General features: G+C 64.5%; 8 protein-coding genes and 3 rRNA genes. 10 read left to right on the forward strand and 1 reads right to left on the reverse strand.

What is annotated here, in order from left to right; all coding sequences use genetic code 11:
- Positions 1-118: 118 nt before the first annotated feature.
- Entirely contained in the window at positions 119-928 is an 810-nt protein-coding gene (proC, locus tag OGH68_RS20700) for a pyrroline-5-carboxylate reductase (RefSeq protein ID WP_264246114.1), read from the forward strand.
- A gap of 66 nt (positions 929-994) precedes the next feature.
- Here proC and trpS read toward each other — a convergent pair whose 3' ends face one another.
- Positions 995-1,993: a tryptophan--tRNA ligase gene (gene trpS / locus OGH68_RS20705; RefSeq protein ID WP_264246116.1), complete on the reverse strand. Its 999-nt coding sequence runs from the start codon at positions 1,991-1,993 to the stop codon at positions 995-997.
- Between the two features lie 823 nt (positions 1,994-2,816).
- Here trpS and OGH68_RS20710 point away from each other — a divergent pair.
- The 9 genes from OGH68_RS20710 to OGH68_RS20750 all read left to right on the forward strand — a co-directional run bounded on the left by OGH68_RS20710 (position 2,817) and on the right by OGH68_RS20750 (position 12,650).
- A 16S ribosomal RNA gene (locus OGH68_RS20710) occupies positions 2,817-4,344 on the forward strand.
- A gap of 288 nt (positions 4,345-4,632) precedes the next feature.
- Positions 4,633-7,757, forward strand: a 23S ribosomal RNA gene (locus OGH68_RS20715).
- Between the two features lie 96 nt (positions 7,758-7,853).
- Positions 7,854-7,970, forward strand: a 5S ribosomal RNA gene (gene rrf / locus OGH68_RS20720).
- Together the 16S, 23S and 5S rRNA genes form the textbook arrangement of a ribosomal RNA operon.
- Positions 7,971-8,074: 104 nt before the next feature.
- Positions 8,075-8,719, forward strand: a complete 645-nt coding sequence (locus OGH68_RS20725; protein WP_264246119.1) for an HAD family hydrolase — start codon at positions 8,075-8,077, stop codon at positions 8,717-8,719.
- A 76-nt stretch (positions 8,720-8,795) separates the two neighbouring features.
- The gene (locus OGH68_RS20730; protein ID WP_264246121.1) at positions 8,796-10,034 is read left to right on the forward strand and encodes an MFS transporter; all 1,239 of its coding nucleotides are present in this window, start codon (positions 8,796-8,798) and stop codon (positions 10,032-10,034) included.
- Positions 10,006-11,160, forward strand: a complete 1,155-nt coding sequence (locus OGH68_RS20735; protein ID WP_264250195.1) for an acetoin utilization protein AcuC — start codon at positions 10,006-10,008, stop codon at positions 11,158-11,160. Before OGH68_RS20730 ends, OGH68_RS20735 begins: the two co-directional genes overlap by 29 nt.
- Positions 11,161-11,284: 124 nt before the next feature.
- Positions 11,285-12,088: a phosphatase gene (locus OGH68_RS20740; RefSeq protein ID WP_264246123.1), complete on the forward strand. Its 804-nt coding sequence runs from the start codon at positions 11,285-11,287 to the stop codon at positions 12,086-12,088.
- 128 nt (positions 12,089-12,216) lie between these two features.
- The gene (locus OGH68_RS20745; protein ID WP_014046653.1) at positions 12,217-12,429 is read left to right on the forward strand and encodes a helix-turn-helix domain-containing protein; all 213 of its coding nucleotides are present in this window, start codon (positions 12,217-12,219) and stop codon (positions 12,427-12,429) included.
- Between the two features lie 122 nt (positions 12,430-12,551).
- Positions 12,552-12,650 carry a 30S ribosomal protein bS22 gene (locus tag OGH68_RS20750; RefSeq protein WP_003948845.1) on the forward strand — a complete coding sequence of 33 codons (99 nt, stop codon included), beginning with the start codon at positions 12,552-12,554 and terminating at the stop codon, positions 12,648-12,650.
- Positions 12,651-12,846: the final 196 nt, after the last annotated feature.

The following is a 12,846-nucleotide window of genomic DNA, read 5'->3' on the forward strand; positions in this document are numbered from 1 at the left end:
CTCCCGGTCCGCCACGGACGCTCACGCGCCCGTCCGACACTCGGACCACACAGGCACGTCACCGCATCCGGTGACAGGATGTGCGCACGTGTCCCCACCGGCGAGGTGAACTTCAGCCATGACCCAGACAGTCGCAGTCCTCGGTACCGGCAAGATCGGCGAAGCCCTGCTCAGCGGCATGATCCGCGCCGGCTGGCACGCCGCGGACCTGCTGGTCACCACCCGCCGCACCGAGCGCGCCGACGAACTGCAGGGCCGCTACGGCGTCGACTCCGTCAGCAACGCAGAGGCCGCCAAGCGCGCCGACACCCTGATCCTCGCCGTGAAGCCGCAGGACATGGGCAAGCTCCTGGACGAACTCGCCCCGCACCTCACCGCCGACCGCCTCGTCATCAGCGCGGCTGCCGGTATCACCACCTCCTTCATCGAGGAGCGCCTCGCCCCGGGCACCCCCGTCGTCCGTGTCATGCCGAACACCCCCGTGCTCGTCGACGAAGGCATGTCGGTGATCTCCGCCGGCAGCCACGCCACCGGCGAGCACATCGTCCACGCAGAGGAGATCTTCGGCGGCGTCGGCAAGACCCTCCGCGTCCCCGAATCCCAGCAGGACGCGGCCACCGCACTCTCCGGCTCCGGCCCGGCGTACTTCTACTTCCTCGTCGAGGCCATGACCGACGCAGGCATCCTCCTCGGCCTTCCTCGCGCCCAGGCGCACGACCTGATCGTCCAGGCCGCCATCGGCGCCGCCGTCATGCTCCGCGACAGCGGCGAACACCCTGTGAAACTCCGTGAAGCAGTCACCTCCCCCGCCGGCACCACCATCAGCGCCATCCGAGAACTCGAGAACCACGGCGTACGCGCCGCCTTGATCGCCGCCCTCGAAGCGGCCCGCGACCGAAGCCGCGAACTCGCCTCCGGCAACGGCTGACCGGCCCGCCCCGCCACGGCCCGGTCAGCCTGCCCGCATCCTGCCCGCATCCCGCCCTGTCCGCCGTCACACGGCAGGCAGCAGTCCGATCGCCCGATAGGCGGCGTCCACCGTCGGACGGGCCATCTCCCTGGCCCGCTCGGCCCCCTTCCTCAGCACTGCGTCGATGTGTCCCGGATCAGCCGCGAGCTCCGCATGCCGCTCCCTGATCGGCCTCAGCAGCTCCAGCACGGCCTCGGCCGTGTCCTTCTTCAAGGCCCCGTACGACTCATATACACCGGCCAGCTCCTTCGGGTTCCCTCCCGTGCAGGCAGAGAGGATCTCCAGCAGATTCGCGACGCCGGGCCGGGAGTCGGGGTCGTACTCGACGTCCTGTCCGCTGTCCGTGACCGCGCGCATGATCTTCTTGTGCACCACGTCGGGCTCGTCGAGCAGATAGATGATTCCGGCACCCGACGCATGGGACTTCCCCATCTTCGACGTGGGGTCCTGCAGATCCATGACCCGGGCCGCCACCGTGGGATGCGTGGCCCGGGGAACGGTGAACGTGTGCCCGTAGCGCTGGTTGAACCGCACGGCCAGGTCGCGCGCCAGCTCCACGTGCTGGGTCTGGTCCTCGCCGACCGGCACCTCGTCGGTGCCGTACGCGAGGATGTCCGCGGCCATCAGCACCGGATACGTCAGCAGCGACAGCCGCACGCTCTGTCCCGCGGCACGCGCCTGACCGCCCTTCTCCTTGTACTGGATCACGCGCCGCAGTTCGCCGTCGGTCGCCGTGCATTCGAGGATGTACGAGAGCCGGGCGTGCTCGTCCACATGGCTCTGGACGAAGAGCGTGCACACGTCCGGGTCCAGACCCGCCGCCAGCATCAGCGTCGCCGCCTGCCTGCTCAGCCGCCGGACGCGAGCAGGATCGTGCTCAACCGTGAGGGCGTGCAGATCCACCACGCTGAACAGCGCGTCCGCCTGGTGCTGATCGACCTCGACCCACCTGTGCAGAGCCCCGAGGTGGTTCCCGAGAGTCAGATGCCCCGTCGGCTTGACGCCGCTGAAGATCCGTTTCATTCCGTACTCCGTCTCCTGGTCGGAGCCGCCGCGCCCAGCGGCCGGACCCCCGGAGGGAGATACGCGAACGGCCGCCGAAGCGGCGGCCGTGGGTGCATGCGTAGGCGCCGGCCGCCGTCAGGCGGCCCACCACTGAAGGAAGCACGTACGCGATGTCATGCGCCCAAGACTACTGCCTGGGGGCGGGTTGACATCAAGTACCGGCGTCCGTAGTGTTCTCCGGGTTGCCCGACGTGAGCACCGACTCCGGTCGGCCCCGGGCGGCCATTCCGCAAGACCCACTTCGACCGAGCGGCATTCCGTGTCGCCCGTTCTTCCGTGCGCTTTTGCGAAATGAAGAATCCACGTTCGAAAGGACGCCGGCCCCGATTAGCTTCGCGGCGGAGGATTCGCTAAAGTCTCACTCGTCGGAACGGCCCAACAGCCCGAAAGACAATTCCCGCTGACTGGGAGTCAGGCCCGAAAGAGTCTGATAGAGTCGGAACCGCCGGAAAGCCGAAAGGCCGGAAAGCACCGAGGAAATCGGATCGAAAAGATCTGATAGAGTCGGAAGCGCAAGACCGAAGGGAAGCGCCCGGAGGAAAGCCTCAGAGGAATCTGAGGTGAGTACAAAGGAAGCGTCCGTTCCTTGAGAACTCAACAGTGTGCCAAAAATCAACGCCAGATATGTTGATACCCCGCCCATCTTCGGATGGTCGAGGTTCCTTTGAAAAAGTCCGTCCCGCTTGCGGGGCGGCAATCACAGCGAGGACGCTGTGAACGACCGGTCCTATTCCGACCGGTTGTTCCGCTCTTCGGATGTGCACCCGATCACGGGTAAACATTCATGGAGAGTTTGATCCTGGCTCAGGACGAACGCTGGCGGCGTGCTTAACACATGCAAGTCGAACGATGAACCTCCTTCGGGAGGGGATTAGTGGCGAACGGGTGAGTAACACGTGGGCAATCTGCCCTTCACTCTGGGACAAGCCCTGGAAACGGGGTCTAATACCGGATAACACTGCGGATCGCATGGTCTGCGGTTGAAAGCTCCGGCGGTGAAGGATGAGCCCGCGGCCTATCAGCTTGTTGGTGGGGTGATGGCCTACCAAGGCGACGACGGGTAGCCGGCCTGAGAGGGCGACCGGCCACACTGGGACTGAGACACGGCCCAGACTCCTACGGGAGGCAGCAGTGGGGAATATTGCACAATGGGCGAAAGCCTGATGCAGCGACGCCGCGTGAGGGATGACGGCCTTCGGGTTGTAAACCTCTTTCAGCAGGGAAGAAGCGAAAGTGACGGTACCTGCAGAAGAAGCGCCGGCTAACTACGTGCCAGCAGCCGCGGTAATACGTAGGGCGCAAGCGTTGTCCGGAATTATTGGGCGTAAAGAGCTCGTAGGCGGCTTGTCGCGTCGGATGTGAAAGCCCGGGGCTTAACCCCGGGTCTGCATTCGATACGGGCAGGCTAGAGTGTGGTAGGGGAGATCGGAATTCCTGGTGTAGCGGTGAAATGCGCAGATATCAGGAGGAACACCGGTGGCGAAGGCGGATCTCTGGGCCATTACTGACGCTGAGGAGCGAAAGCGTGGGGAGCGAACAGGATTAGATACCCTGGTAGTCCACGCCGTAAACGTTGGGAACTAGGTGTTGGCGACATTCCACGTCGTCGGTGCCGCAGCTAACGCATTAAGTTCCCCGCCTGGGGAGTACGGCCGCAAGGCTAAAACTCAAAGGAATTGACGGGGGCCCGCACAAGCAGCGGAGCATGTGGCTTAATTCGACGCAACGCGAAGAACCTTACCAAGGCTTGACATATACCGGAAAGCATCAGAGATGGTGCCCCCCTTGTGGTCGGTATACAGGTGGTGCATGGCTGTCGTCAGCTCGTGTCGTGAGATGTTGGGTTAAGTCCCGCAACGAGCGCAACCCTTGTTCTGTGTTGCCAGCATGCCCTTCGGGGTGATGGGGACTCACAGGAGACTGCCGGGGTCAACTCGGAGGAAGGTGGGGACGACGTCAAGTCATCATGCCCCTTATGTCTTGGGCTGCACACGTGCTACAATGGCCGGTACAAAGAGCTGCGAAGCCGCGAGGCGGAGCGAATCTCAAAAAGCCGGTCTCAGTTCGGATTGGGGTCTGCAACTCGACCCCATGAAGTCGGAGTTGCTAGTAATCGCAGATCAGCATTGCTGCGGTGAATACGTTCCCGGGCCTTGTACACACCGCCCGTCACGTCACGAAAGTCGGTAACACCCGAAGCCGGTGGCCCAACCCCTTGTGGGAGGGAGCTGTCGAAGGTGGGACTGGCGATTGGGACGAAGTCGTAACAAGGTAGCCGTACCGGAAGGTGCGGCTGGATCACCTCCTTTCTAAGGAGCACATGGCCGACTGCGAGCGAATGACTCGCACGGTTGCTCATGGGTGGAACGTTGATTATTCGGCAGGGACTTGCTCGCCTGCTGCTTCCAGTACTGCTCTTCGGAGCGTGGAACGAGGCGGCTGGTGGGAGATTCTGCCGGGCACACTGTTGGGTGTCTGAGGGTGCGAGCGTTGCTCGTCCTTCGGGATGCCGGCCCCAGTGAACTCGTCGCGGTTGCGGCGGGGTGGTGGGTGGCTGGTCGTTGCTTGAGAACTACACAGTGGACGCGAGCATCTGTGGCCAAGTTTTTAAGGGCGCACGGTGGATGCCTTGGCACCAGGAACCGATGAAGGACGTGGGAGGCCACGATAGTCCCCGGGGAGTCGTCAACCAGGCTTTGATCCGGGGGTTTCCGAATGGGGAAACCCGGCAGTCGTCATGGGCTGTCACCCGCTGCTGAACACATAGGCAGTGTGGAGGGAACGAGGGGAAGTGAAACATCTCAGTACCCTCAGGAAGAGAAAACAACCGTGATTCCGGGAGTAGTGGCGAGCGAAACCGGATGAGGCCAAACCGTATGCGTGTGATACCCGGCAGGGGTTGCGCATACGGGGTTGTGGGATCTCTCTTTCATTGTCTGCCGGCAATGAGACGAGTCAGAAACCGTTGATGTAGGCGAAGGACATGCGAAAGGTCCGGCGTAGAGGGTAAGACCCCCGTAGCTGAAACATCAGCGGCTCGTTTGAGAGACACCCAAGTAGCACGGGGCCCGAGAAATCCCGTGTGAATCTGGCGGGACCACCCGTTAAGCCTAAATATTCCCTGGTGACCGATAGCGGATAGTACCGTGAGGGAATGGTGAAAAGTACCGCGGGAGCGGAGTGAAATAGTACCTGAAACCGTGTGCCTACAAGCCGTGGGAGCGTCGCTGTATGTGCTTGCACATGCAGTCGTGACTGCGTGCCTTTTGAAGAATGAGCCTGCGAGTTAGCGGTGTGTAGCGAGGTTAACCCGTGTGGGGAAGCCGTAGCGAAAGCGAGTCCGAACAGGGCGTTTGAGTTGCACGCTCTAGACCCGAAGCGGAGTGATCTAGCCATGGGCAGGTTGAAGCGGAGGTAAGACTTCGTGGAGGACCGAACCCACCAGGGTTGAAAACCTGGGGGATGACCTGTGGTTAGGGGTGAAAGGCCAATCAAACTCCGTGATAGCTGGTTCTCCCCGAAATGCATTTAGGTGCAGCGTCGTGTGTTTCTTGCCGGAGGTAGAGCACTGGATAGGCGATGGGCCCTACCGGGTTACTGACCTTAGCCAAACTCCGAATGCCGGTAAGTGAGAGCGCGGCAGTGAGACTGTGGGGGATAAGCTCCATGGTCGAGAGGGAAACAGCCCAGAGCATCGACTAAGGCCCCTAAGCGTACGCTAAGTGGGAAAGGATGTGGAGTCGCAGAGACAACCAGGAGGTTGGCTTAGAAGCAGCCACCCTTGAAAGAGTGCGTAATAGCTCACTGGTCAAGTGATTCCGCGCCGACAATGTAGCGGGGCTCAAGCGTACCGCCGAAGTCGTGTCATTCCAGCATGAGGGCCAACGCCCGCTGGGATGGGTAGGGGAGCGTCGTGTGCCGGGTGAAGCAGCCGCGGAAGCGAGTTGTGGACGGTTCACGAGTGAGAATGCAGGCATGAGTAGCGATACACACGTGAGAAACGTGTGCGCCGATTGACTAAGGGTTCCTGGGTCAAGCTGATCTGCCCAGGGTAAGTCGGGACCTAAGGCGAGGCCGACAGGCGTAGTCGATGGACAACCGGTTGATATTCCGGTACCCGCTTTGAAACGCCCAATATCGAATCAGGCGATGCTAAGTCCGTGAAGCCGCCGGCTGAGTCTTCGGACGAGGTCGGAGTGGTGGAGCCGACGAACCAGACTTGTAGTAGGTAAGCGATGGGGTGACGCAGGAAGGTAGTCCAGCCCGGGCGGTGGTTGTCCCGGGGTAAGGGTGTAGGCCGTGTGATAGGCAAATCCGTCACACATTGAGGCTGAGACCTGATGCCGAGCCGATTGTGGTGAAGTGGATGATCCTATGCTGTCGAGAAAAGCCTCTAGCGAGTTTCATGGCGGCCCGTACCCTAAACCGACTCAGGTGGTCAGGTAGAGAATACCGAGGCGTTCGGGTGAACTATGGTTAAGGAACTCGGCAAAATGCCCCCGTAACTTCGGGAGAAGGGGGGCCATTCCTGGTGATAGCACTTGCTGCTTGAGCTGGGGGTGGCCGCAGAGACCAGCGAGAAGCGACTGTTTACTAAAAACACAGGTCCGTGCGAAGCCGTAAGGCGATGTATACGGACTGACGCCTGCCCGGTGCTGGAACGTTAAGGGGACCGGTTAGCTCCATTTCGGTGGGGCGAAGCTGAGAACTTAAGCGCCAGTAAACGGCGGTGGTAACTATAACCATCCTAAGGTAGCGAAATTCCTTGTCGGGTAAGTTCCGACCTGCACGAATGGCGTAACGACTTCTCGACTGTCTCAACCATAGGCCCGGTGAAATTGCACTACGAGTAAAGATGCTCGTTTCGCGCAGCAGGACGGAAAGACCCCGGGACCTTTACTACAGTTTGATATTGGTGTTCGGTTCGGCTTGTGTAGGATAGGTGGGAGACTGTGAAGCTTGGACGCCAGTTCAGGTGGAGTCGTCGTTGAAATACCACTCTGGTCGTGCTGGATGTCTAACCTGGGTCCGTGATCCGGATCAGGGACAGTGTCTGATGGGTAGTTTAACTGGGGCGGTTGCCTCCCAAAGGGTAACGGAGGCGCCCAAAGGTTCCCTCAGCCTGGTTGGCAATCAGGTGTTGAGTGTAAGTGCACAAGGGAGCTTGACTGTGAGACCGACGGGTCGAGCAGGGACGAAAGTCGGGACTAGTGATCCGGCGGTGGCTTGTGGAAGCGCCGTCGCTCAACGGATAAAAGGTACCCCGGGGATAACAGGCTGATCTTCCCCAAGAGTCCATATCGACGGGATGGTTTGGCACCTCGATGTCGGCTCGTCGCATCCTGGGGCTGGAGTCGGTCCCAAGGGTTGGGCTGTTCGCCCATTAAAGCGGTACGCGAGCTGGGTTTAGAACGTCGTGAGACAGTTCGGTCCCTATCCGCTGTGCGCGTAGGAGTCTTGAGAAGGGCTGTCCCTAGTACGAGAGGACCGGGACGGACGAACCTCTGGTGTGCCAGTTGTCCTGCCAAGGGCATGGCTGGTTGGCTACGTTCGGAAAGGATAACCGCTGAAAGCATCTAAGCGGGAAGCCTGCTTCGAGATGAGGACTCCCACCTCCTTGAGAGGGTAAGGCTCCCAGTAGACGACTGGGTTGATAGGCCGGATATGGAAGCCCTGTAAGGGGTGGAGTTGACCGGTACTAATAGGCCGAGGGCTTGTCCTCAGTTGCTCGCGTCCACTGTGTTAGTTCTGAAGTAACGAACTCGCCCGACCCCTGTTGCGGGGTTGCCGGCTGGTAGTTCGAACATCTTCATAGTGTTTCGGTGGTCATTGCGTTAGGGAAACGCCCGGTTACATTCCGAACCCGGAAGCTAAGCCTTTCAGCGCCGATGGTACTGCAGGGGGGACCCTGTGGGAGAGTAGGACGCCGCCGAACAATCTTTGTGGGGAAGCCCCGCACCCTTGTGGTGCGGGGCTTTTCCGCGTTCAAGGCCCGGCAGGCACCGGGCAGGACCCTGCCGCTCGATTAGGGTCGTCGGCATGCGCTACGACCTCGTCATCTTCGACAACGACGGTGTGCTCGTCGACAGCGAGCCCATCTCGAACACCATCCTGGCCGGCTATCTCAGTGAACTCGGCCACCCCACCACGTACGAGGACTCACTGCGCGACTACATGGGCGCCGCCGTGCACCGCGTCCACGACCTCATACGCGAGCGGACCGGGCAGGCGCTGCCCGCGGACTTCGACGACACCCTGCATGCCCGGGTGTTCGCCGCCTTCGAGCGAGAGCTGACGCCCGTCGACGGAGTGACCGAGGTGTTGGAGAAGCTCCAGGCCGATGCCGTGCCGTACTGCGTCGCGTCCTCCGGCAGTCACGAGCGCATCCGCGTCGGTCATCGCAGGACTGGCCTGGACCGGTGGTTCACGGACGACATCGTCTTCAGCGCCCAGGACGTGGGCAAGGGCAAGCCGGCGCCTGATCTCTTCCTCCACGCCGCCGAGCGGATGGGGGTGGCGCCCGGGCGGTGCGTCGTCGTGGAGGACAGCCGTCTCGGTGTGCAGGCGGCCCTGGCGGCGGGGATGGACGTGTACGGCTTCACGGCCATGACCGCCGAGGCGGAACTCCGGGGCGCCAACGGCTGGTTCGGTGCGATGGAGGAGCTGCCCGCACTGCTCGTGTGAGCCGTTCGCGAGCTGCTCGAACTGCTTGCGTGATCCGCCTACCGCTGAGTAGGGCCCGGGCATACGCTGTGCGGCCATGACAGATCCGCGGTTGCGCCACGGACGCGCCTCTCTGGCGTTCAGCTTCTTCTCCCAGGGCGTCGCGTTCGCGCTGCTGGTGACCCGTATCCCCGCCATCCAGGACCGGTACGGGATATCCGACGCCTTGCTGCCACTGTTCCTTGCGGCCGTGCCGGTCCTCGCCGGGGTGGGGAGTGTGCTGACCGGGCGCGTCGTGCGGCGGGTCGCCGTGAGTACGGTGCTGCGCTGGGCGCAGCCCGTGGTGCTGCTGTCCCTGCTCGGCGTCGCCGCCGGCGACCGGCTGTGGCAGGTGGCCGTCGCCCTGGCGGTGTTCGGGCTGGCCGTCGGAGCGCTCGACGCGTCGATGAACATGCTCGGCGTCGGTTTGCAACGGGCCTACGGCCGAAGCATCATGCTCGGCTTCCATGCCGCGTACAGCCTCGGCGGCATCGTCGGCGCCTCGCTCGCCTGGGCCGGGGCGCACTGGGACCTCACGCTGGTCGTGTCGTACCTGCCAGTGGTCCTGGTGCTCGTGCCGGCGGTGGCGGCGGCGAGCCGTTGGTACGCCGACGAGCAGCGCTGCGCTGCCCAGGTGGTCGACGGGGACCCACAGGCGCAGCCGGCCGGGAGCCCTGCCGCGTTCCGGCTGCTGCTGCCGCTGTGCCTGGTGATGACGTTCGCGTACATCGGGGACTCGACCGTCTCCAACTGGAGCGCCAAGTATCTGCAGGACGTGCTCGGGAGTTCGGAGGAGCTCGCGACCGTCCCCTACAACGCCTACATGGTGACCACCCTGGTGGGGCGGGCCGTCGGGGACCTCGGGGTGCGTCGCTTCGGGGCGGTGGCGGTCGTCAGGTGCGGGGCGGTGCTGGCGGCGGCGGGGTTCGCCGTGGTGGCCGGCGCTCCTGGTGCTTGGGTCGGCATGCTCGGGTTCACGGTGTTGGGGCTGGGGTTGTGCGTGATCGTGCCGCAGACGTTCGCGGCGGCGGGCCGGCTGTTCCCGGCCGGGAGCGGCAGCGATGCTGCCGTGGCCCGGTTGAACGTCTTCAACTACGTCGGCTTCCTCGTCGGCTCGCCCCTCGTGGGGGCACTCGGCGACGCCTGGAGCTATCGCGGGGCGATGCTCGTGCCGATGGTGCTGGTCCTGGTGACGTTGGTGTATGCCAGGTCGTTCGGCGAGGGAGGCGCCCGATACGGTGGCGGGCATGAGCGGCCGCGGGTTGTTGATGTGGGACGAGGCGGTAACGAAGTATGACTTCGGACTCGGCCATCCGATGGATCCGGTGCGGCTCGCGCTGACCATGGGGCTGGTACGGGCCTATGGTCTCGACCGGTCGATGCGCCTGGTCGCCGCGAAGCCCGCCGGGGCCTCGACGCTGCGTCTCGTGCACCGGGAGGACTACCTCGAGGCGGTACGGGCGGCGTCGGCCGACCCGAAGGCCGCCGACCAGGCGTACGGACTCGGCACGGTCGACGACCCGGCGTTCGCCGGGATGCACGAGGCATCGGCTCTGATCGCCGGCCAGTCCGTCGGTGCGGCGGAGGCCGTGTGGCGCGGGGACGCCGCGCACGCGGTGAACTTCGCGGGCGGGCTGCACCACGCGATGCCCGGTGGTGCGTCCGGGTTCTGTGTCTACAACGACGCGTCGCTGGCTATTGCGCGGCTGCTGGAGCTGGGCGTGGAGCGCGTCGCGTACGTCGATGTGGACGTCCACCACGGGGACGGCGTCCAGGCGGCGTTCTGGGACGATCCGCGGGTGCTGACGGTGTCGCTGCACGAGCATCCGCGCACGCTGTTCCCGCAGACCGGCTGGCCGGAGGAGACGGGCGGCACCGACGCGGAGGGCTCCGCGGTGAACGTGGCGCTGCCCGCGGGCACGGGCGACGAAGGATGGCTGCGGGCGTTCCACGCGGTGGTGCCGGAGCTACTGGCCGATTTCCGGCCGCAGGTGCTGGTGACGCAGCACGGTGCGGACACCCACTTCGAGGACCCGCTGGCGCATCTGGCGGTGTCGCTGGACGCGCAGCGCGCGGTCCAGGAGGCGTGCCACGCCCTGGCGCACGAGCATGTGGACGGCGCCCGCTGGGTCGCGCTCGGCGGCGGCGGGTACGCGGTCGTGGACGTCGTGCCCCGGTCGTGGACCCATCTGGTGGGCATCGCGGCCCACGAGCCGGTGGAGCCCGAGTCGGTGATCCCGTCGTCGTGGCGGCACGAGGTGTACGCGAAGACCCGGCAGTTGGCGCCGGCGCGGATGACGGACGGCCGATGGCCGGTGGCCTGGCGCGGCTGGGAGGAGGGCTACGACCCTGCCGACCGGCTGGACCAGGCCGTGCTGGCGACCCGGCGGGCGGCCTTTCCGCTGCGGGGCCTGCTGGCGTAGGTCGCGGCCCAATCGGCGGTCCATCGGGGGCCCGTCGGACGGCCCCGGAGCCGCATTACGCCAACTGTAGGGGTTTTACCGGATTTTCCTGTCCCGGGTGCCCGGGTGCGTCAGCATCGGGAAGGTGTTGAGCACCCGAGCGCTGCGGGCGCACCTGCTGGCGTCACGACTGGCCGGTGAGGTCGCCACCACCCGTGAGACGAGTCTGCGGAGCTATCGTGCGTTCGTCGCGCGTGACCCCCGGGTCACGATCGGCCTCGACCCCGGGTGGGCCTGGAGCGTGCGGGACGTCGTCGCGCTCATGGCCGACCGGTGCGGGGTGTCGGCCGATCCTGAGCATGTGAGCGGCGCGGACGTCATCGATCCCGAGCTGACCCTGGCCGGGCTCGCCGCGTTCGCGGCGCGGCTGGGGGCGGTGGCCGCACGGGGCGGCTCCGTGCTGTTCGGGACCGGACACCCGCACCGGCTGATCGGGTTCTACGCCGGTCTGGCAGACGCCGTGTCGGCGGCGGGCTGCTCCGTACTCACACCCGCGCAGGGGCGATGTGTCGACATAACGACCCGGTTCGGCGTACGTCCCTACCGCCTGGAGTACGTACGGGGTGTGGCCCTGCTCAGTGAACCGGGGGCGCGTGCGGTCGGCGTGCACACCCATTCCCCGCTGCCGGTCAGGCTCGCGCTCCAGGCGGCCGTGAACGCCGGCGGGCCGCTGCCCGATCTGGTCGTCGGCGATCACGGCTGGGTCTGCGGCGCAGGTCAACTGGGTATCGAGGCCATCGGGGTGGCCGACACGGACGATCCCGCGCTGTTCGTCGGCGCGGCCGAGGGCCGGGTGTCGGTCGCCGTTCCGCTTGACGACGGCGTACGGTCCGACTTCTACCGGCCGTTGACGCGCTATGTACTCGATCGGGCGTGTCTGTCACAGTAGGCGCCTGATCGCAGCTCCTCTTCCCCACTTGCATCACCCGCCCCTACTCTGGGCAGTGAGCGCACAGCGACGAAGAGTCACCGGAGGGGAAGCCGGTGCGCGTCGGGTGCGGAAGGTACAGGTGGGTCATGGCTGCTGGCAGCGAGAGGCCTCTCAACGAGGTCAAGTTTCTCACCGTGGCGGAGGTTGCCTCGGTGATGCGGGTGTCGAAGATGACCGTGTACCGCTTGGTGCACAGCGGTCATCTGCCGGCGATCCGGGTGGGGAGGTCCTTCCGGGTACCGGAGCAAGCGGTGCACGAGTATCTCCGCGAATCCTTCGTGGGGGTGGAATCCGCGTGACGGAGCCCGGTCCATTGCCCTCGGATTACGTCCCTCACTCGGCGGCAGGTAGGCTAGGCCGACGTAGGTCGTGTGGGCCCAGACGCCCCGCACCGAGTGAAGAGAAGTGAGCGAGGGTAGTCGTGGGCTCTGTTATCAAGAAGCGGCGTAAGCGGATGGCCAAGAAGAAGCACCGCAAGCTGCTCAAGCGCACCCGCGTTCAGCGTCGCAACAAGAAGTAAGCGGCAGCTGTACGCGTCGCCCCGGCCCCTCCACCGCACGGTGGAGGGGCCGGGGTGTTTGTGACCCGCGTCTCCGATCCATGGTTTGGTCCGACACGGCACGACGTGGCAAAAGTCCGTCGTGCGGTCATCACAGCGCAACACCGACGCGCTACGGTGACGCCAGGACTCGAGGCCCTGTCCGGCGGACCAGGGC

The sequence above is a fragment of the Streptomyces peucetius genome, from assembly GCF_025854275.1.
GTDB classification, from domain to species: domain Bacteria; phylum Actinomycetota; class Actinomycetes; order Streptomycetales; family Streptomycetaceae; genus Streptomyces; species Streptomyces peucetius_A.

What these genes read in the sequence shown, in the direction of transcription:
- proC (WP_264246114.1), top strand. Translation starts at nt 119, where the DNA reads ATGACCCAGACAGTCGCAGTCCTCGGTACCGGCAAGATCGGCGAAGCC.
- OGH68_RS20745 (WP_014046653.1), top strand. Translation starts at nt 12,217, where the DNA reads ATGGCTGCTGGCAGCGAGAGGCCTCTCAACGAGGTCAAGTTTCTCACC.
- trpS (WP_264246116.1), bottom strand. Translation starts at nt 1,993, where the DNA reads ATGAAACGGATCTTCAGCGGCGTCAAGCCGACGGGGCATCTGACTCTC.
- OGH68_RS20730 (WP_264246121.1), top strand. Translation starts at nt 8,796, where the DNA reads ATGACAGATCCGCGGTTGCGCCACGGACGCGCCTCTCTGGCGTTCAGC.
- OGH68_RS20725 (WP_264246119.1), top strand. Translation starts at nt 8,075, where the DNA reads ATGCGCTACGACCTCGTCATCTTCGACAACGACGGTGTGCTCGTCGAC.
- OGH68_RS20735 (WP_264250195.1), top strand. Translation starts at nt 10,006, where the DNA reads ATGTGGGACGAGGCGGTAACGAAGTATGACTTCGGACTCGGCCATCCG.